We start from the raw sequence: 20,118 nt of genomic DNA on the forward strand, positions 1-20,118 counted from the left end.
TGGATTTATCGTCATTTAACTATGTTATATTTTGCCAAGAACTTAGCAACTTTTTACGAATGCCGCATATAGTGAATAGAATCTGTTAAGGGAGTATGATTATGTCAATTTTTATTAAAGAATTAGTAAGAAAAAAATTAAAACAGCTTTCACCTGAAGAATTATTTCATTACGGGAAACAATATGGTTTTTCACTAAGTCAATCCGAAGCCCGGGAAATAACAACATATTTAAAAGCGGGGTCGTTTGATCCATTTCGTGCAGAGGATCGAGAGAAGATGTTTAAAGAGCTTGCCCGCATAACGAATGTAGACACCGCTAAAAAAGCACGTCTTTTATTTAATGAATTGATTAAATCGTATGGTGTGGACTATTTGTTTACAGAGTAGAATAAAAGGAATAACACCATTAGGAGCAGTGTTATTCCTCTTTTAGAGGTGTCCAAAAAGTCCGGTAAAAATGACACTTCGTAGGGGATCTTTTGCTAAAACCGCCCACGTCCTGTGGGCAACGCAGAAGTTACCACAACACGCGAGAAGCTCGTTGGCTTGTTTCTCCGCTCCTTGGAAAAGAAAACCGCTTTGCCTGCGTGCAAGATCGTCTGCTTGAAACTACGCCGCCTCGAACTTCTCGTCCTTTTTATCCTCCTTTTTGAACACGCACTTTTATCAAGTATTAACAATTTTATCTTTTAATTCACTATCAAAGGTTCCTTCTTTAATCATATCGATTTCAAATTTATATGGCGCTTTTTTATTCTTTTTATCCTCACCAACAAATGGTGTTTCCAATATTTTCGGAAGATCTTGTAATTGTGGATGTTTAATGACATATTCCAATGCATCGAAACCAATATACCCAAATCCAATATTCTCATGACGATCTTTATGAGCTCCTCGATCATTCTTACTGTCGTTCACATGTACAACTTTCAGACGATCCACACCGATAATTTTATCGAAATGATTTAATACCCCATCAAAATCTTGAACAACATTATACCCTGCATCATGTATATGACATGTATCCATACATACAGATAATTTCTCATTCTCTGTTACTCCATCAATAATTTTTGCCAGTTCATCAAATGTTCGTCCTATTTCTGAACCTTTACCTGCCATCGTTTCAAGTGCTATTTGAACGTCTTTATCTTTCTCTAGGACTTCGTTTAAGCCCTCGACGACTTTCTTGATCCCTTCATCAGCACCTGCTCCTACATGTGAACCAGGATGAAGCACGATTTGTTTTGCACCTATGGCTGCTGTTCGATCAACTTCATTACGCAAAAAATTAACACCCAAATCAAATGTTTCCGGCTTTACCGTATTACCAATATTAATGATGTACGGGGCATGGACGACAATATCAGAAATACCATTTTCTACCATATGCTCTCTGCCGTTCATAATATTTAACTCTTCTACCGGCTTCCGTCTTGTATTTTGTGGCGCTCCTGTATAGATCATAAACGTATTAGCTCCATATGAAGCCGCTTGTTCACTTGATCCCAAAAGCATTTTCTTTCCATTCATCGATACATGTGATCCAATTTTTAGCAAATTAGTCCACCTCTCCCTTTATTTCTATTTCTTGTATTTATTCTTCGCTAATTGCTTTTTAATAGAGGACTGTTGCTGTTTCATTTTTTTCTTATAGCCTGGTTTTACTTTCTTTGTTTTACGCACCTGTTTCCATGCTTCTTTATCTATATTTGTTGTTTTTTCATTTCGTAAATTACGCTCATTCCATGGCTTCACCTTTTGCCACTCGCCACCTTTAACATCAGTATAATTAAACGTCAGCCCATTTTGCTCCAGTTTTTCGATAAGTTTAATATCGGTTTCCCGGTAAAGGCTTATCGCTGTTCCTTCCATTCCGGCTCTTGCTGTTCTGCCTACACGGTGAATATAGAAGTCCTCCTCTTTCGGAAGCTGTGCATTGATAATGTGACTAACACCCTTAATATCGATTCCTCTTGCAGCTAAATCGGTCGCAACAATATATTGATACTTTAGATTTTGAATTTCTTTAAGAACCCTTTTACGTTCACGTGGGGTGAGTCCTCCATGGATAATGCCAGCTTCCAATCCTCTTTGCTGTAGAGAAGCAGCTAGTTTATCTGCAATGTCTTTCCCATTTGTGAAAATAATCGCCAAATAAGGTTGAATTGTATTGGATATCTCCATAAGGATGTCAGCCTCGTCCCGATGCTTTACATCAATTAAATAATGTTCCATCGTCTCCGGTGAAAAGTGATCATCCACCTTAACATGTAATGGATTTTCTAGATATTTGTTAAAAAAGTGCTGTAATCGTTGTGGAATTGTCGCTGAAAAGGCCAGTATTTGAATATCTTCACGTGAGCGAACTAATAATTGATCCACTTCCTTAATAAAACCTAGATCAAGCATTAAATCTGCTTCATCAATAACAAATGAAGTAGCAGAAAAAATGGAAACAGCATCTTCTTTCACTAAGTCCAAAATCCTTCCAGGTGTTCCGACAATAATATGCGGCGGTTCTTTTAGCTTTTCTATCGTCTTTTGTTTATCTGTTCCACCTACTAAAAGCTTTGCGATCCATCTGCCGTCTTTATCCGCATAATGAATCATTTTTTTGACTTCATTATAAATTTGGGTTGCAAGCTCTCTTGTAGGTGCTGTTATAACAAACTGCACCTGTCGTTTACTTACATTGATCTGATTAAACAATGGCAGCAAATAGGCATGTGTCTTTCCTGAACCAGTACGAGACTTACCAATAACACTTTTTCCTTTTAAAACTGCTGGAATAACCTGTTGCTGTATTTCGGTAGGACGTGAAAATTCCAACCGTTCGATAACATTATACAACACTGGATGAAAAGAAAAGCTATTGAAATTATTGTTTTCGTTTTCCATAAATAGTACTCCTTCTTGATGAATGGTGTTCATCATTTCTTACATAAATTGAAATGGTTCTGTATTTACTCGTGACACGATAACTTCTACATTGTCATTTTGAAGCTTGTTATCTAAATAATCTTTTGTACCTTTTTTCATTACTGTTTCAATATAATGTCCTGGGTCGATTACAGATAATCCACGTTGCCAGGCGTCTTGTGCTGTATGGAAAGACATATCACCAGTTATATATACATCTGCTCCCTTTTCCTTAGCGATATCAATATATTTTTCCCCACTGCCCCCCAAAACCGCTACCTGTTTCACTTCTTTCGATAAATCTCCAATAACTCGAAGATGCGTGATACCAAAAGCGGTTTTAACTTGTCCACAAAAAGCTTCCAGCGTCATTTGCTGATCAAGGGTTCCAATCCTTCCAATTCCTAAAGCTTTCCCTTTGTTATCTAGTGGAAAAATATCATAGGCAGGCTCTTCATATGGATGTGCGTCTATTATAGCACGTATAACCTGCGTGAGTTTTTCAACTTGTACAATTGATTCTATTTTAAACTCATCAACCTTTTCCAATTCATTTTGCTTTCCGATATATGGGTTTGTTCCTTCGAGTGGTTTAAATGTGCCTTGACCTGCTGATTGAAATGTGCAATGACTATAATTTCCAATGTGTCCTGCTCCACCAATATCAAAAGCCTCTCGCACATCATTTATATGTGAACCGGGAACATAGACAGCAATTTTATACAATTTTTGCCTGTCTGTTTCTGCAAGTATTTCACGCGATTTTATGTCTAAAGCGTCACATAACATATCATTTACACCACCAGTGGCTATATCTAAACTAGTATGTGATGCATATACGGAAATATTATGTTGCATTAGCTTTTGAACAATACGACCTTGTGGCGTATCAATATTAATTTTTTTCATAGGTTTAAATAAAAGTGGATGATGTGCAATAATAAGATCAACTTTATTTTCAATGGCTTCATCAACAACAGATTCGAGTACGTCTAACGTGACCATTACTTTTTTTACGGTATTATTATAAGACCCAATTTGTAAGCCGGGATTATCCCAGTCATAGGAAAGACTGCTAGGCGCCCACTGCTCAATTAAATTAAAAATATCCGAATTTATTTTAGTCATCGCATAAAACCTCCTTCATCCATCTTAATTCAGTTTCAAATCGCTCTATTTTCTCTATATCCTGTACTTTCCCTTTCTTCATTTGGTTAATGACAAAGTACAACTTCTCATATTCAATTTTCCATTTTTTGTAAAATGCTTTTGTTTTGTTTTTTAATAATAAAGGACCAAAGAGTAATTGCTGTTCTTTCCTATCGTCTGCGTATGGACTCTTTACTTCTCCCCTATCAGCAACAATAATTTCGTAAATATGCCCGCTATCTTCGACTATTTCTTCATTTGTAATCGTAAACGCGTTCTCTAAAAACCATCTGCGGATACTTCTTGCATCTATATTGGGCTGGGCGATAATTCGTTGCACCGAATGCAGCTTTCCTGCACCTTCTCCCAATATGGATCTAATCAGTGTTCCACCCATACCTGCAATAACAAGCTGGCTAATTTCATCTGTTTTTAAAACTTGCAATCCGTCACCTAATCTAACCTCAACGACATCTGACAGCCCATATAAACTCACGTTATCGGCTGCGCTACGGGCTGGACCCTTATTTATTTCACCAGCGATAGCCCTTGCCGTCCTATCATGCATACAAACAAAACAGGGTAGATAAGCATGATCTGAGCCAATATCGGCAAAAAAAGCACCCTTAGGCAGATAAGATGCAACTTTGTTCAACCGTTTTGATAACTTAATCCTATTCCTCATTAAATCTCCACTTTCCAGCTAAAAAGAAAAGCTTTCTGATAATAGCAGAAAGCTTCCCTGATATATATTTCGTACTACATTATTATTGACCTTCTGCCAACCATGTTGCAATCGCTGCTGCTTGATCATCGCCAACAAGGCCACCAGGCATGCCGCCATCTGTACCATTAATAATAATTTCTTGAATTTCTTCTTCTGATAATCTGTTGCCAACCTCTGCTAATTCAGGACCAGCTCCACCGGATAAGTCAGAACCGTGACAGCTTGCACAATTCGCTTCAAAAACTTCGGACGGATCTTCCGTTGTTTCTCCACCTTGGGATTCTCCACCGGATCCTTCTTCTCCTTGTGACTCTTCCTGCTGCTCTTCTCCATTGCCTTCTTCAGCTTGTTGAATATCTTCACGTTGTCCTACACCAATAATAGAAATAACCAGGACCGTGAGTATCCCTAAAACAGCAATAACAGCATAAGGGATGACTGGATTTCTTTTCATTGTATTTTCCTCCTTATGTATAATCCATATTTTTCTACATTGAAAAAGACTATATATATTTTACTCCATATTTCAATTAGTTTAAAGAGATACGATGTGAAAATTTGTTAAAAAGATATAAAAAACATAAAAGAATTCCCAAATGGTTCATATTATTCACGAAGAAAATAATTTTTAATATGAATTTGCAATCCATAAAGAATTAGAGTAAAATAACTATAAAGAATTGAAAACGATAACACAATCAGAAAAAAAGAATAATAGCTAAGTCATTGTTCACATAATCGGTGACCAATGACTTAAACATATTAATCTAAAAAGTCTTTTAGTCGTTTACTTCTGCTTGGATGCCTTAGTTTACGAAGTGCTTTTGCCTCTATTTGGCGAATTCTTTCTCTAGTTACACCAAATACTTTCCCAACTTCTTCTAAGGTTCTGGTTCTGCCATCATCAAGACCGAAACGTAGGCGTAAGACATTTTCTTCGCGATCAGTAAGTGTATCAAGAACATCTTCAAGTTGCTCTTTTAGAAGTTCGTATGCAGCATGATCAGATGGTGAGACTGCTTCATGATCCTCGATGAAATCGCCTAAATGGGAATCATCTTCTTCACCGATTGGAGTTTCCAGTGATACAGGTTCTTGTGCTATTTTAAGAATATCACGAACCTTATCAGGTGTTAGCTCCATTTCTTCACCGATTTCTTCCGGTGTCGGCTCACGTCCTAAATCTTGCAATAATTGCCGTTGCACGCGGATAAGTTTGTTAATGGTTTCTACCATGTGAACCGGTATACGGATCGTTCTTGCCTGATCGGCGATAGCACGTGTTATTGCCTGACGGATCCACCACGTTGCATATGTGCTGAATTTAAAGCCTTTTCGGTAATCAAATTTTTCCACTGCTTTGATTAAACCCATATTTCCTTCTTGAATAAGGTCAAGAAATAGCATACCTCGCCCAACATAACGCTTTGCAATACTGACAACCAGGCGTAAATTTGCTTCGGATAGGCGCCGCTTCGCTTCTTCATCACCTTTTTCAATACGGGTGGCAAGATCAATTTCCTCAGCAGCTGACAATAAATCAACACGACCTATTTCTTTTAAATACATACGAACAGGATCGTTAATTTTTATGCCTAATGGGACACTTAAATCATTTACGTTAAACTCTTCTTCTTTCGCTATTTGTTGCATATTGGGATCATCTTCCGACTCGCCGATTACTTCTACACCTTGTTCTGAAAGATGCTCATAAAATTCGTCCATTTGGTCTGATTCAATAGCGAAATTAGACAAGCGATCTGCAACTTCTTCATAAGCTAAAACACCGCGCTTTTTACCAGCCTCTACCAATTGTTCTTTGGCTTGTTCCAGTGTTTGTTCTGTTTCATTTTGCTTTGTTTGTGAAGGCTTATTTTCGGCCATGAGTCCCCCTCCTTCCAGACTACATTGTAATTCAATTTGTATGCTTCAATTGCTTCTGTATATCAATGATTTGCTGAAGAATTTCAGCAGCTTTCAGTGGATCATTTTGTTGTTCAGCTAATTTCTGATGTTCTTGAAGTGATTTAATACTGACAATATCGTTCGTTTGGGAACGAATGATGTGAATATAGTCATTGATTTCTTTATCACTGATATCCTCAAGAACTGGAGTCATCGCTATTTCAATAACTAAGTGTTTTATGTTTTCGTCTGTTAGCTTTTCAATAAATAAGCTAACGTCAGCTGGATGACCTTCTTCATAATAAGCATATAGATATGTTGCGATAATTTTATGCTCATCTATGTTAAAGGCTACCCCTAATTCCTTTTGCACTTTATCAGTAATATGCATATCTTGCAACATATATGAAATAAGCTGTCTTTCAGCATTATGAAAAGCCGGCAATAATTTTTTAGTATTAGCATTTGCTTTCCTATTAGTATATCTGTTCTTCTTTCTCTTATCCTTAGGAATTCCCATCTTTTGACGATGTGTATGGATTTCATCCGTTAACGTATCTACAGAAATATTATATTTATTACTCAACTCTCTTATATAATATTCCCGTTCAACGGGACTCTCAATCATTGCAAGCTGTTTTAGAATATCTTCTATATAGTTTATGCGATCTCCTTCAAGGCTTAAATTATAGTCCTTTTTCAAATACCGCATATAAAAACTCATGAACGTATCACTTGCTTTTATCACTTCATTTTCAAAAGCCTGGGCACCATACTCGCTAATAAAATTATCCGGATCCATATTATCTTTCAAATTCGCAACTTTAACATGGCAGCCGACCTGACGCAATAAATTGGCTGCTTTATACGTCGCTGCAAGACCAGCATCATCAGCATCATAGCACAAAATAACTGTATCAACATAGCGTTTTAAGAGCTTTGCCTGATTTTGTGATAATGCAGTTCCCAGTGTGGCAACACTATTTTTAACGCCGCCTTGGTATGCTGCTATCACGTCCATATACCCTTCAAATAAGATTACTTCATTTTCCTTGCGAATATGCTTTTTGGCTAAATCAAAATTGAATAAAAGCTTGCCTTTTTGAAACAAATCACTTTCAGAGCTGTTTAGATATTTTGGTTCCTGCCCTGTAATCGTCCGGCCGCCAAATCCGATCGTTTTTCCCAGATGATTACGGATCGGAAAAATGACTCTTCCTTTAAAACGGTCAGTTACACTATTATCATCATTTAATGATAATAAACCTGCTTTAACTAGTAGTTGTTGATGAAATCCCTTTTTTTCAAGGAAGTCTCTGGTGAAATCTCCTGCATTTGGTGCAAATCCTAATTGAAACACCTCAATTGTTTCGTCATCAAGACCTCTGTCCTTAAAATAGTTGTATCCTTCTTTCCCATCTTTCGTATATCTTAATAAATGATGATAAAGTTTCATAAGCCATTCATTGGCGGATAGAATTCCTTGGTTTTCACTGGATAATGACGATTCTTTCTTAATCCCTGTTTCCGGAAGGTCGATACCACTCCGATTGGAAAGAAATTGTAATGCTTCATAAAAAGCGTAGTTCTCCATCTCCATTAAAAATGTCACTACATTTCCACCTTTTCCACAACCAAAGCAATGAAAAATTTGTTTTTCCTGCGTGACTGAAAATGAAGGGGTCTTTTCGCTATGAAATGGACATAAGCCAACAAAGCTTCTCCCTTGTTTCTTTAATTGTACATATTCACCAATTACATCAACAATGTCATTAGCCTTACGAATGTCTTCTATCACTTCATCAGGTATCTGATTGGCCATTTAAATCACCATTCTATATCTAATATTCGAGATGCATATGAGAAAATCCTTCACCGTTCGACAATTTTTTTCTCTAACTTGAAAAAAATTTCCTTCTATATATATTATGCACTTTGAAGGATATTTCTTCTTATACTTTTCTTTTATACTGGCTTACCTATATAATTCTACTCGAGGGTATGATTATCCTTCCTTATTTTGAATGTTTTACTTTTCAGAATACCAATAGGTTATTAACATATATCTTTGCACAAAAATTAATTATAATACAGTATAGACAAAATTGCTATAAAAAAGTCTATGAATTATTAAATTTAGTAGAAAAAAAGAGGAAAAAACATTGCCATGATGTCTATGGAATGCTTTTTCGACTTATTTATATTCTAGCATTTAACTGAACTACCATTATTTTCTTATTGTGTGACGAATCATGTTTGCTGTCTCTTCAACAGCTTTATGGGAAACGTCAATAACCTCACATCCAATTCTTTCAACAATTTTATTAAAATAATCGATCTCCTCGTGGATTCTTTTTATATTGGCATAAGTCGCTTGATCACCTAACCCCAAAGCTTTGAGGCGCTCTTTCCTTATTTCATTCAATTTTTCCGGACTAATAGCTAAACCGACACATTTTCTGGGATCTACATCAAATAGCTCTTCTGGCGGATCCACTTCCGGAACAATCGGTACATTTGCGACTTTTAATCGTTTGTGAGCCAAGTATTGAGATAAGGGTGTTTTGGAGGTACGTGATACACCAATTAAAATAATATCAGCTCTCGCAATTCCTCTTGAATCCCGTCCATCATCATATTTTACAGCAAATTCAATAGCTTCTACACGTTTAAAATAGTCCTCATCAAGTTTATGAACTAATCCCGACTCCAATCTGGGGGGGCTGTCAAAAACGCGCTCCATAGCCGATAACATTGGCCCCATAATATCAATAGCTTCTATGTTCATTTGCTTGGCTTGATCATTTAAATAATCTCTTAATATGGGATCTACCAATGTGAATCCGATAATCCCATTTTTTTCCTTCGCTAACTGGATAGCTTCATTAATTGTTCCTATATCTTCAACATATGGTATCCGTTGTATTTTAAACTCTCCGTCATTAAATTGGCTTAAACCAGCCTTAATAACAAGTTCAGCTGTTTCCCCAACAGAATCAGATAACACATAAACAATTGGTTTAGCACCCATTAAGCTCACTCCCACCTTTATATATCGTCTTGTCTAATCAGCTCAACAAACACTTTGGTTATCGTTGTTTTTGTAATACGTCCTACCACTTCCAGGCCGGCTTGAGTATCTTTCACAACCGGGACGCCATCGATTTGATTATTAATTAATTTCTGTGCGACATCGATTAATAGATCCTCTTTTCTGCAAACGGTTATATTAGGCATTCTGGTCATAATAATATGAACAGGAATAGCGTTTAAATCCTGATTGCCGATACTTGCCCTGAGTAAGTCCTTTCTTGAAAGTACACCGGTTATACATGAATGATCATCCACAACAAACAATGTGCCGACATCCTCCAAAAACATTGTGGAAATGGCATCATATACCGAGGTGTTTTCTTTCACTACGATTGGTACATGTTGGAATTCATGCACTTTATATTCTTTGATTTTTTCAGTAAGTAATTCAGAACCTGTTTTACCTGTGTAAAAATAGCCAACACGTGGTCTTGCTTCCAAAAAACCAGCCATTGTTAATATAGCTAAATCCGGTCGCAATGTAGCTCTTGTCAGGTGCAGACGATCTGCAATTTTCTCACCGGTAATAGGCCCATTTTCTTTAACAATTTCAATGATTTGTTCTTGCCTATTTGATAATTCCACCTTTTCACCACCTAAAAAACACTGTGACATACTATATCCATAAGTATTATATACTAATTTGAGAGAAAAGGAAATATACGTTATATTGTTTAAAAGTGTTGTTTCCACTCAACAGCTGACAAATCAGCATAGTCTTTTATTAAATAAGCAATGCTATTTACCAGTGAAAGTCGGTTATCTTGAAGCTGCTCATCTTCTGCCATCACCATGTTATGTTCAAAGAAATGATGAATAGGTTCGGCTAGTTCCCCAAGTACAGCTAGGGTGCGACCTGCTTCCATTTGCTTTTTAGCTTCCCTATATTTATTATATACGGATTGATAGGCTTCAAATAAAGCCCGCTCTGTATCTGTTTCAAAATATGCCGGATCCACTTCTGAGTGATTTGTTTTGGTTGATAACTTCAAGACTCGCACCAAAGCTTCTTGAATATATTTAAACTGATCGTCATTACGTTTTTCCGTTAGTACATTCGCTTTTCCAAATGTATAATGTACAATACCAATTTCTCTGTTCAAGACTGCCCGAGCAACGTCTTGTTCAATGTTCATTTCCCTTAGTAAATATGCAGCACGAAGCTGGAAAAATCCATGCAGATTATGTTTTACTTTTTCGATACCCTCTTGATCGATATCCATTGTTTGATATAGATTTTGTGTGACTTCTATAAGGGTCTCCAGTGAAACATTCCACTTATTGTCCTTCATGATTCGAAGTACACCTGTAGCCTGTCTGCGCAGACCATAGGGATCTGCTGAGCCTGTTGGTGTTAATCCGACAGCAATAGAGCCAACGATGGTATCCATTTTATCAGCAACACTTACAATCGACCCTGCAAGCGATTCAGGTAGTTCACCATTTGCTTGCTTTGGTAAATAATGCTCCCTTATTGCTTTGGCTACATCTTTATCTTCTCCATAATTTAATGCATATTTTTCTCCGATTACGCCCTGCAGCTCGGTAAATTCACTGACCATATTTGTCATTAAATCAAATTTGCTGATCTCTGCAGTCCTTACAGCTATATCTGCTGTATCTTCATCAAGATTTAATAAGTTTCCCAGTTTGGTTGTAAGGTGAACAACACGAGATACCTTATCACTGATTGTTCCTAATTTCTCCTGGAAAACGACACGTTCTAATTTTTCTAAATAGTAATCAATGGAATGCTTTTGGTCTTCCTCATAGAAAAACTGAGCATCCGATAATCGTGCATGAAGTACTTTTTCATTACCCTTTTTGACAGTATCAAGCTCATAGTCATTCCCATTTCTCACACCAACAAAATAAGGTAGGAGTACACCGTCATTAGATTTCACAGAAAAATAACGTTGATGCTCTTTCATGGATGTGATTAGTACTTCTGAAGGTAACTGCAGGAACTTTTGATCATATGAACCAATAAATACAGTTGGATACTCAACTAAATTGCGAACTTCATCCAGTAATTCTTGATCAACAGGAATCTGGAAACCCCCTTTTGTTTCCAGTTTTCTAATCCCATCTAAAATTAACTGTTCACGTTCACTAGCATCAACTAAAACAAAATTTTTGCGTAAGGCAGATTGGTATTCTGAAGGTTTATCCAGCGCGATTTTATCTCCTAAAAATCGGTGGCCAAATGTTTCATTACCTGTTTTTACCTGAGCAATTTCAAAAGGGATAACAGCTTCATCGAACAACGCTACAAGCCAACGGATCGGGCGGGCATACCTCAGGGTTTCCTCAGCCCAACGCATATTTTTCCCAAATTGGATGGACTCGATGATTGCTTTAAATTCCGGTAATATATCCGCCGTTTTCTTTCCCTCAATATGTTTTTTTACGAAAATATAGGACGTTCCATTTATTTCCTTTGTATAGATATCCTCTACTGTTTTACCTTGTCCTTTTGTAAAGCCTAATGCTGCTTTTGACCAATTACCTTCTGCATCTTTTGCTATTTTTTCCGCCGGACCTTTCGCTTCTTCTTCAATAGTTGTCTGTTCCTCTTCCATGCCCTTGATTAGTACTGCAAGTCTTCTAGGTGTGGAAAACGTCGTTATACTCCCATATCCAACGCGTTCTTCGTTTAACCAGATTTTTGTCTTCTCAGCAAGTTGATTCTCAGCATGATCTATAAATCGTGCAGGCAATTCTTCAAGGCCTATTTCAAATAAAGCATCTTTCGCCATTTATTTCGCCTCCTTTTTTAGCATGGGGAATCCGAGCCGTTCTCTTTCGGCAACATAAGCCTTTGCAATTTGTCTTGCTAGTTTTCTAATTCTTGTAATGTACCCGGTCCTCTCTGTTACAGAGATAACCCCTTTTGCGTCAAGCAAGTTAAACGTGTGGGAACATTTTAGTACATAATCATAAGATGGAAAAACCAACCCTTTTTCCATGGTTACTTTTGCTTCCTGTTCATACATGGAAAATAACTGAAACAGCATATCTGTATTTGATTCTTCAAATGTATAAGTTGAATGTTCGTATTCAGGCTGGAAAAATATATCTCTAACGGTAACCCCATCTGTCCATTCCAGATCAAATACATTTCCTTTGTCTTGAATATAGGAAGCCAGACGCTCAATACCATAGGTTAATTCTACTGTTACGGGGCTTGCTTCCAGTCCGCCTATTTGTTGAAAATAGGTAAATTGTGTAATTTCCATACCATCAAGCCACACTTCCCATCCTAATCCAGCAGCACCTAAGGTTGGGTTCTCCCAATTGTCCTCCACAAAACGAATATCATGTTGAAGTGGATCAATACCAAGCTGTTTCAGTGACTCCAAATATAATTCCTGAATATTATCCGGAGATGGCTTCATAACAACTTGAAATTGATGATGCTGATACAACCGATTTGGGTTGTCTCCATAACGCCCATCTGCAGGTCTTCGTGATGGTTCCACATAAGCCGCATTCCAAGGTTCCGGTCCCAAACTTCTTAGCAATGTCATTGGTGACATTGTCCCCGCACCTTTTTCTACATCATAAGCCTGCATAATAATACAATTCTGTTCTGACCAGTGTTTCTGAAGTGTTAAAATCATTTCCTGAATATTCATCATCACTATCCTCCAAGTCTTCATACACATAATAAACCCGTCCCTATGTCTAAATATCGACATAGGGACGGGTTTTTAAGCCGTGGTTCCACCCTATTTGCTCATTAAAATAAGAGCCACTTGTTATGTATGCTCCAGAGCGCCATTCCTTACTGTTCTATTATCCAGCTTACACTAATCTGGACTCGCTACAAATAGTCAAGTAAGTACTATTCTCCATCCCAGCAATACGTATCATTTTATTGAAATATGTATAAATAATACTGTATCTATCCGTATATGTCAATAAAAGCTATTACTATTACCTTAAAGCATCCAATTGATTTAAAACCTTACGTGATTTTAAAAAGTAACCTCCATACTGATCATAATAAGCATCCAAAATTTTCCTTAATAAATTTCTGTTTTTTACTTTTATAGAAACGGAGCCGACTCTTTCAAGTTCAATACTTGCAAATACATAGAGGAGTTTAGCAACAGATTCTGGTAAGGCTATAGCTTCATGATCCAAGTGCCTGCAGCGATTACATAATAACCCTCCTTCTGCAATCGAAAAGGCGGAGGTCGCCTGCTTGTTACCACAATTAACGCATCTATCAACAGTTGGTGCAAACCCACCCTTCTTAAACAATTTTAACTCGTACATCATGATTGGAATATCCACATCCTCATTTTCAGCAATCCAATTCATCGTTTGATATAACTGTTCATATATATAAATATCCGGTGTTTGGAAATCGGTAAGTTTATCTGTTAATTCCGTAATATAGGCTGTGTAGGCTGTTTTGATAATATCTTCTCGAATTGCTCTAAATGAATATATCACTTCTCCTTGTTGGATTGTACTTAGTCCGCTGTTGACATAAACAAAAAACTGACCATATATGAATGGCTGCGTTACAGCAGCCATTCTGCTTTTAGGCTTTTTTGCTTCTCTGGCAATAGCAGAGAACTTTCCCAGCTTTTTACTAAAAATAGTTACGATTTTATGTGTCTCACCATAATCTTGTGTCTTAATAATAATTCCATCCATTTTTTCGAGCACTTATCTCACCTCTTATCTTCTCAGATTAAGCAACAATCTTGCTTCATGTTAATCTGAGCGCGTGTCCCCGTAAATAAAGCGAAAGTGCTGTTTACTTATATTTTTGTATCCAGTGGTCGATTTTCAACATTTGCAGACTGTGTGACCTCATGTGGCTTTGAATCATTTTCTAACTCTTTCATTAATAAATAGGTTTCAATGTTTCCCGTTTGACTGAACAGCTTCCAAGTAATATCGATCACAAGAAACCCCACCCTTTCTTTTAACATGTTTGAAAATGTAACTCACTACTTAGAATTTCCACACCTGCAGAAACAATTAGTATTAAATTTTACCATGTTTAATAATCGTCATCACGATAACCGTATTCTTTAAGCTGACTTTGTCTGTTTCTCCAGTCCTTCTTTACCTTTACCCATAGTTCTAAATACACTTTTGTACCAAGTAGTGCTTCAATATCTTTACGGGCGCTTTTTCCAATATTTTTCAGCATGCTTCCCTGCCTGCCGATTAATATTCCCTTTTGTGTTTTTCTCTCGGTTATTATTGTAGCTTGGATAAATATAGCATTTGATTCCCTTGTTTCAATGTTTTCAATGAGTACTGTTACGGAATGTGGTATTTCTTCTTTTGTTAATTGCAGGACCTTCTCCCTTATTAATTCACTAATAATAAAACGCTCTGGATGATCGGTCACTTGGTCTTCCGGATAATACCTGGGGCCTTCAGGCAAATGTCCCTTTAGCACATCAAGTAAAGGTTCTACATTATTTCCTTTTAGTGCAGAAATAGGAATGATTTCCTCAAAATTATACTTTACCCTGTACTGCTCTATTAAAGGAAATAGGTCATCAGGATGTATCAAATCTATTTTATTTATAATTAGATATACGGGACGTTTAACCTGATTCAGACGATCCAGAATATATTGATCACCTTTGCCATATCCTTCTTTTGCATCAATCATAAATAAAATAGCATCAACTTCATTTAATGTGTTTTCTGCAATCCGCACCATAAAATCACCCAATCGATGCTTTGGTTTATGAATACCTGGTGTATCAATGAAAACCATTTGTGCATCTTTCTGAGTCAACACACCTTGGATTTTATTTCTTGTCGTCTGTGGCTTGTCACTCATGATAGCGATCTTTTGTCCAATAACTTTATTCATAAATGTTGATTTCCCGACATTTGGTCTGCCAATAATTGCAATAAATCCTGATTTAAAATTTGTTGTCATGTTGTATCCTCCATGCGTGTTTCTTATATTTTATAATACTACAAATGTAGCCAGGTTTCATCCATTCGACAAAACCTTTAAAAAGTTTCTCTTCTTCTATAAAATTAGACACAATCCTTGATAATTTACGTATTTTTATATAATACCCTTTTCGTCAGTTGTAAATCTTCGGAGTTGATATAAAATGCGACGTAACTACAATTTGCTATAATCGCCGTTCGGGCGAGCGGAGGCTCATCAGCCGCCCGCGGAAAGCGAAGTGTATTACCGGAGCGGTGGATTAACGATCACATCAAGATACGTCGCAATCTATATCCTTTGTATCAAAAGCTACAATCTTTTAGAATATGTAAAAACAAAAAACCCTGACTGGCAGGGTATAACTAAAACAGCATATCTAACTTTGGAAGAAATATCAGTAATCCTATAATGACTGCAATAATCGCTGACATTAAAACAGCTCCTGCAGCAACATCTTTAATCACTTGTGCGGCTGGATGCATATCCGGTTTAACGTAATCCATCATTTTTTCAATAGCACTATTTGTTATTTCGGTAACCAATACCAAACCGATAACCAGGATTAGAATACCCCATTCTACATTTGTTAATGGAAAGAAAAACCCTGATATTACAACCAGTAGCGCAGCAGCAAGATGAATTCGAAAATTCCGTTCTGTCCTGGCGACTTCACGTATCCCGTTCCAGGCGAAGGCAAATCCGATCGGGGTTTTTTTATCGCTCAATGCCAAACTTCCTCAATATATCTTCCTGTTTTTGAAACATAAGCGTTTCCTCTTGCTTTTCTTGATGATCATATCCCAGCAAATGAAGAAATCCATGTACGGTTAAAAACCCTATTTCCCTCTCCAAGGAGTGGTTATATTCCTCTGCCTGTTCCTTCGCTTTATCAACCGAGATAACAATGTCTCCCAAAACTAATGGAATGTCATCACCGATAATATCCAGTTCACCTTCGACCGTTTCCTCCAATGCGAAGGAGATAACATCTGTAGGCCGGTCCTGTTGCCTGTAATTACGATTCAACTCTTGGATTTCCTTATCATCCACAAAATTCACTGATATTTCAGCTTCATTGGAAATGCCTTCCTTCTCAGCTGAAAATAGGAGTAATCGATGCAATAAATCAATATAATCGGTAGGGACAGAGTTTGTTGAATCATGAAAGTCAATATACATTATTTTGCCTCCTTCATAGGTTACTGAATTATCGAATGAAAAATACCTTAGCGTAATTGGGGGTTGGCAATCCAGCATAGGATCATTCACAATGGATGCGACAATTTCTTCAATTTTTTTCTGTGGGTTCTTTTAATGAACGAACAGTCGCTTCCACCGGATCACATACACAGATAATGGCTGCTTCTTTTGTTTGTGGCTTTGGCCCTGGATACCGATATTTTTTTCGTTCAGCTGTTTGTTGCTGTCTCTTTCCTTATGCTTCTGTTAATATCTTTTTAAGCAATGGCTAGTTCGGATTCGAGAGCTGCAATAATTTTGAATCAGACAGGATTCCTTATCCTGTTTCAAAAAAAGGAAGTAATCCAAGTGTCAACACTGCTGAAAGAAATGCAGAGGCTGCCCCGAAACCGGATTGTATAAATAGATCACTGATAGCATATTTTTCAAATGAAAGAAATATAAATAATAATACAACTGTAACATGCACCACAATTATTCTAATACCCGCTTTGAGAATTGTTAAACGATCTTTTACATGTACTAAAAACATAATTCCGGCTAGTTGGAAAAAAAGAATTAGACACCTGCCTCAACATTAAACAAAACTGGTATTTCACTAAAAATGATACTGCCTAGAATAGCATAAAGTGTACTAAGAATAATCGGAAGTCGTTCATTAATTAATTATTTAACTAATAAAACAAATACGTTGCTTCACATTTGAAATTGCGGTTTCACTATTTTCTGTCCGGACCCCATTTTCCATGGCATCCCTTAAAGCGGAAATAAACAGCTTTCTTCCTTCTTCCCGCGCGCTAGTGGGTAAATAGCAAATACAGGTAGTACTATAAAAATCCATTGGTTCTTCGTTTTGAACAATGCCTTTACATGAACCTTCATTTTCTTTTTCATCTGTTCATCCGGTATTACGAATTGATAGTATAGAAATAAGCTAATTCTATCTTATACGCCTACATAAAAATACTAACTATCCTTTTCATAAGCATCAATAATTCGCTGTACTAATGGATGTCTAACTACATCTGTCTGGTCAAGGTGTATAAAGGCTATCCCTTTGACAGAAGACAAGAGTTTACTTGCTACTTTAAGGCCTGACGTCGCTCCTTTTGGTAAATCTATTTGTGTTACATCACCAGTGACGATCATTTTCGACCCAAATCCTAAACGGGTTAAGAACATCTTGATCTGCTCAGGTGTTGTATTCTGCGCTTCATCCAATATGACAAATGCATCATCAAGTGTACGTCCACGCATATATGCAAGTGGTGCAATTTCTATGGTTTCTCTCTCAAGTAAACGCAAGGTATGTTCCGCACCGAGCACATCATGTAATGCGTCATATAAAGGCCTTAGGTAAGGATCAACCTTTTCCTTTAGATCACCAGGTAAAAATCCCAAACTTTCTCCTGCTTCAACAGCGGGCCGGGTTAGTATAATTTTTTTGACCAGGCCGTTTTTCAACGCATGAACTGCCATTACAACAGCTAAATATGTTTTACCAGTACCCGCAGGCCCAATTCCGAAACATAAGTCATATGCTCTGATATTAGCGACGTATTCCTTTTGGCCTAATGTTTTAATCCGGATCGGTTTTCCTTTTACATTCTTCGTTATCTCATCTTCAAAGAGGGTTTCAAACTGTTTGATCTTTCCAGCTTTAGCTAAATCAACAGCATAAATGACATCACGTTCAGAGATCGATAGACCTTTTCTGATAACAGATAATAATGCTAAAAGAACGCTCTGAACAAGTGATATATCTTCATCTGATCCTGAAACACTAATCTTTTCCCCTCGCGTTACAATAGAGACATTTAATTGTTCTTCCAGTTGTTTTAAATATTTATCATTGTTTCCAAACAAAGCTAATGCTTCGCTTGAACTTGTTAATTGTAAGTCTATAACAGTAAGGTTTTCCGACATAATCAATCTCCTTGACTTATAGGTTCAATTGGTTCAGCTTTGGCGATATTTTCTTCTACACTGATATATAAGTTTAATTTAACTTTACCACTCTCTATTGTTTCATGCAAAACATTCTCAGAGATAATTTGCGACTCTGGACCCAGCTGTAATTTCAATTCATTTTTCGCTTGCTGAATACCTGTATTTATTGCTTCTTCTTTTGTTCTTTCAACAGTATTATACACCTTTTCACTTAAAGTAGTATCAATAAATTTTACGGGTAACTCCCAGTTAAAGAAACGGATTGAATTTTCATTCGTTTCTCTATGGATGTCTTCGTAATCCGGATCTCTGAATCCCCATATTGGTAATTGCAGGTTTCCTATGCCTAAATAATACTTTTTCTCCTGTTCACCGCTTAGCATTTCATAGTTCCCTTCTAATGGAACATTTACGGATACTTCATACCATGTAGTTGCTGTTATATCACCTTCAGCAGCTACGAGGTCTAATTGTCTCTCGCTATCCTCCTCATCCTCTTCATTCTCTTCGTTTTCTTCTTCATTAATTATACCTGAGACCAGCACATCTCCTGGCTCAACATAATCATTAACGCTCGCTTTAGGTAGTCCTTGTGAGACATACATATTTTTAATAACACCCTTTTTCGTTGCCACCAAATGCTGCGGCCCCGTAGGCTCTTCTTCTTCGACAATTGACTTTTCAACACCCTCAAGGTAAAAGGTTGTCCCTTTTTGTTCTACACCAACCCATAACAATTCAGGAACATCTTTTATTAATTGATCTTGAATAGCAGTTGGCTGCTCCAATGTAAAAATCCATGCACCGGAATGAACACCGTAATCATCAAGCTGTTCACTGATTTTTTCTTCAATCTCCGTTGGCACCCCGGTGATTTGAACCTCCCAGATAATATTCGATAAAAATATGACGAGCATAATACTCATAATCAGTCCAATCATCAGTGGTTTTTTCTTTATAAAACGTTTTATAAAAAATGGATATCCTTTCTTATCCGTGAATGCTAATTTATAATCTGTTTTTCTTTTTATTGCTTTTATTTCTTTTACATCACGCAGTCTAACATTGCCAGAACACGTATCATCATCTGTTTTTTTTACATCCCATACTGGAATACCTTGTTGCATACATCTTTGGAAAAATAACTCTGGCCTGTCTCCTTTAATTAAAATTGTTACATATCCTGTAATAAATGCACCTTGTTTATGCTTCATTTCGTCCTC

At 36.9% G+C, this 20,118-nt stretch carries 20 protein-coding genes; 1 reads left to right on the plus strand and 19 read right to left on the minus strand.

Annotation, left to right across the window (positions count from 1 at the left end):
• The first annotated feature begins 101 nt into the window (after positions 1-101).
• Positions 102-389 (plus strand): DUF2624 domain-containing protein, encoded by a 288-nt coding sequence (locus KFZ58_RS10500; RefSeq protein WP_235791267.1) that lies wholly within the window; start codon positions 102-104, stop codon positions 387-389.
• Between the two features lie 279 nt (positions 390-668).
• On the opposite strand, the gene KFZ58_RS10505 is transcribed toward KFZ58_RS10500, so the two are convergent.
• From KFZ58_RS10505 to yqfD, 19 genes are all read right to left on the minus strand, one after another.
• Complete coding sequence (locus tag KFZ58_RS10505; RefSeq protein WP_235791268.1) at positions 669-1,562, minus strand: deoxyribonuclease IV; 894 nt, start codon at positions 1,560-1,562, stop codon at positions 669-671.
• Between the two features lie 24 nt (positions 1,563-1,586).
• Entirely contained in the window at positions 1,587-2,903 is a 1,317-nt protein-coding gene (locus KFZ58_RS10510; RefSeq protein ID WP_235791269.1) for a DEAD/DEAH box helicase, read from the minus strand.
• A 39-nt stretch (positions 2,904-2,942) separates the two neighbouring features.
• The gene (locus tag KFZ58_RS10515; protein ID WP_235791270.1) at positions 2,943-4,052 is read right to left on the minus strand and encodes a Nif3-like dinuclear metal center hexameric protein; all 1,110 of its coding nucleotides are present in this window, start codon (positions 4,050-4,052) and stop codon (positions 2,943-2,945) included.
• Positions 4,045-4,758 (minus strand): tRNA (adenine(22)-N(1))-methyltransferase, encoded by a 714-nt coding sequence (locus KFZ58_RS10520; RefSeq protein ID WP_235791271.1) that lies wholly within the window; start codon positions 4,756-4,758, stop codon positions 4,045-4,047. The genes KFZ58_RS10515 and KFZ58_RS10520 overlap by 8 nt, the downstream gene beginning before the upstream one ends.
• Positions 4,759-4,840: 82 nt before the next feature.
• Positions 4,841-5,254 carry a c-type cytochrome gene (locus tag KFZ58_RS10525; protein WP_235791272.1) on the minus strand — a complete coding sequence of 138 codons (414 nt, stop codon included), beginning with the start codon at positions 5,252-5,254 and terminating at the stop codon, positions 4,841-4,843.
• A gap of 308 nt (positions 5,255-5,562) precedes the next feature.
• Positions 5,563-6,684: an RNA polymerase sigma factor RpoD gene (gene rpoD, locus KFZ58_RS10530; RefSeq protein WP_235791273.1), complete on the minus strand. Its 1,122-nt coding sequence runs from the start codon at positions 6,682-6,684 to the stop codon at positions 5,563-5,565.
• A gap of 31 nt (positions 6,685-6,715) precedes the next feature.
• Complete coding sequence (gene dnaG / locus KFZ58_RS10535) at positions 6,716-8,527, minus strand: DNA primase (protein ID WP_235791274.1); 1,812 nt, start codon at positions 8,525-8,527, stop codon at positions 6,716-6,718.
• Between the two features lie 405 nt (positions 8,528-8,932).
• Entirely contained in the window at positions 8,933-9,736 is an 804-nt protein-coding gene (locus KFZ58_RS10540) for a pyruvate, water dikinase regulatory protein (protein ID WP_235791275.1), read from the minus strand.
• 17 nt (positions 9,737-9,753) lie between these two features.
• On the minus strand, positions 9,754-10,413 hold the full coding sequence (ccpN, locus tag KFZ58_RS10545; protein ID WP_235791276.1) for a transcriptional regulator CcpN: 660 nt from the start codon (positions 10,411-10,413) through the stop codon (positions 9,754-9,756).
• A gap of 59 nt (positions 10,414-10,472) precedes the next feature.
• Positions 10,473-12,557 (minus strand): glycine--tRNA ligase subunit beta, encoded by a 2,085-nt coding sequence (glyS, locus tag KFZ58_RS10550; protein WP_235791277.1) that lies wholly within the window; start codon positions 12,555-12,557, stop codon positions 10,473-10,475.
• Entirely contained in the window at positions 12,558-13,436 is an 879-nt protein-coding gene (glyQ, locus tag KFZ58_RS10555; RefSeq protein WP_235794724.1) for a glycine--tRNA ligase subunit alpha, read from the minus strand.
• A gap of 301 nt (positions 13,437-13,737) precedes the next feature.
• On the minus strand, positions 13,738-14,481 hold the full coding sequence (gene recO, locus KFZ58_RS10560) for a DNA repair protein RecO (RefSeq protein ID WP_235791278.1): 744 nt from the start codon (positions 14,479-14,481) through the stop codon (positions 13,738-13,740).
• 95 nt (positions 14,482-14,576) lie between these two features.
• On the minus strand, positions 14,577-14,723 hold the full coding sequence (locus KFZ58_RS10565) for a YqzL family protein (RefSeq protein WP_235791279.1): 147 nt from the start codon (positions 14,721-14,723) through the stop codon (positions 14,577-14,579).
• A 98-nt stretch (positions 14,724-14,821) separates the two neighbouring features.
• Positions 14,822-15,724, minus strand: coding sequence for a GTPase Era (gene era, locus KFZ58_RS10570; protein ID WP_235791280.1), 903 nt, complete (start codon positions 15,722-15,724; stop codon positions 14,822-14,824).
• Positions 15,725-16,107: 383 nt separating this feature from the next.
• Positions 16,108-16,470: a diacylglycerol kinase family protein gene (locus tag KFZ58_RS10575; RefSeq protein ID WP_235791281.1), complete on the minus strand. Its 363-nt coding sequence runs from the start codon at positions 16,468-16,470 to the stop codon at positions 16,108-16,110.
• Positions 16,460-16,924, minus strand: a complete 465-nt coding sequence (gene ybeY / locus KFZ58_RS10580; RefSeq protein ID WP_235791282.1) for an rRNA maturation RNase YbeY — start codon at positions 16,922-16,924, stop codon at positions 16,460-16,462. The genes KFZ58_RS10575 and ybeY overlap by 11 nt, the downstream gene beginning before the upstream one ends.
• A gap of 337 nt (positions 16,925-17,261) precedes the next feature.
• Positions 17,262-17,477: a hypothetical protein gene (locus tag KFZ58_RS10585; protein WP_235791283.1), complete on the minus strand. Its 216-nt coding sequence runs from the start codon at positions 17,475-17,477 to the stop codon at positions 17,262-17,264.
• 434 nt (positions 17,478-17,911) lie between these two features.
• Positions 17,912-18,871, minus strand: coding sequence for a PhoH family protein (locus tag KFZ58_RS10590; protein ID WP_235791284.1), 960 nt, complete (start codon positions 18,869-18,871; stop codon positions 17,912-17,914).
• Positions 18,872-18,873: 2 nt separating this feature from the next.
• Positions 18,874-20,109, minus strand: a complete 1,236-nt coding sequence (gene yqfD, locus KFZ58_RS10595; protein WP_235791285.1) for a sporulation protein YqfD — start codon at positions 20,107-20,109, stop codon at positions 18,874-18,876.
• Between the last annotated feature and the right edge of the window lie 9 nt (positions 20,110-20,118).

This window comes from Virgibacillus sp. NKC19-16 (assembly GCF_021560035.1).
Taxonomy (GTDB): domain Bacteria; phylum Bacillota; class Bacilli; order Bacillales; family Amphibacillaceae; genus Virgibacillus_L; species Virgibacillus_L salidurans.

Coding starts and splice junctions, on each gene's coding strand:
- yqfD (WP_235791285.1), bottom strand. CDS start 20,109: ATGAAGCATAAACAAGGTGCATTTATTACAGGATATGTAACAATTTTA.
- KFZ58_RS10520 (WP_235791271.1), bottom strand. CDS start 4,758: ATGAGGAATAGGATTAAGTTATCAAAACGGTTGAACAAAGTTGCATCT.
- dnaG (WP_235791274.1), bottom strand. CDS start 8,527: ATGGCCAATCAGATACCTGATGAAGTGATAGAAGACATTCGTAAGGCT.
- KFZ58_RS10510 (WP_235791269.1), bottom strand. CDS start 2,903: ATGGAAAACGAAAACAATAATTTCAATAGCTTTTCTTTTCATCCAGTG.
- KFZ58_RS10500 (WP_235791267.1), top strand. CDS start 102: ATGTCAATTTTTATTAAAGAATTAGTAAGAAAAAAATTAAAACAGCTT.
- KFZ58_RS10585 (WP_235791283.1), bottom strand. CDS start 17,477: ATGTTTTTAGTACATGTAAAAGATCGTTTAACAATTCTCAAAGCGGGT.
- rpoD (WP_235791273.1), bottom strand. CDS start 6,684: ATGGCCGAAAATAAGCCTTCACAAACAAAGCAAAATGAAACAGAACAA.
- KFZ58_RS10540 (WP_235791275.1), bottom strand. CDS start 9,736: ATGGGTGCTAAACCAATTGTTTATGTGTTATCTGATTCTGTTGGGGAA.
- era (WP_235791280.1), bottom strand. CDS start 15,724: ATGACAACAAATTTTAAATCAGGATTTATTGCAATTATTGGCAGACCA.
- glyQ (WP_235794724.1), bottom strand. CDS start 13,436: ATGAATATTCAGGAAATGATTTTAACACTTCAGAAACACTGGTCAGAA.
- KFZ58_RS10525 (WP_235791272.1), bottom strand. CDS start 5,254: ATGAAAAGAAATCCAGTCATCCCTTATGCTGTTATTGCTGTTTTAGGG.
- KFZ58_RS10515 (WP_235791270.1), bottom strand. CDS start 4,052: ATGACTAAAATAAATTCGGATATTTTTAATTTAATTGAGCAGTGGGCG.
- glyS (WP_235791277.1), bottom strand. CDS start 12,557: ATGGCGAAAGATGCTTTATTTGAAATAGGCCTTGAAGAATTGCCTGCA.
- ccpN (WP_235791276.1), bottom strand. CDS start 10,413: ATGTCACAGTGTTTTTTAGGTGGTGAAAAGGTGGAATTATCAAATAGG.
- KFZ58_RS10590 (WP_235791284.1), bottom strand. CDS start 18,871: ATGTCGGAAAACCTTACTGTTATAGACTTACAATTAACAAGTTCAAGC.
- ybeY (WP_235791282.1), bottom strand. CDS start 16,924: ATGTATATTGACTTTCATGATTCAACAAACTCTGTCCCTACCGATTAT.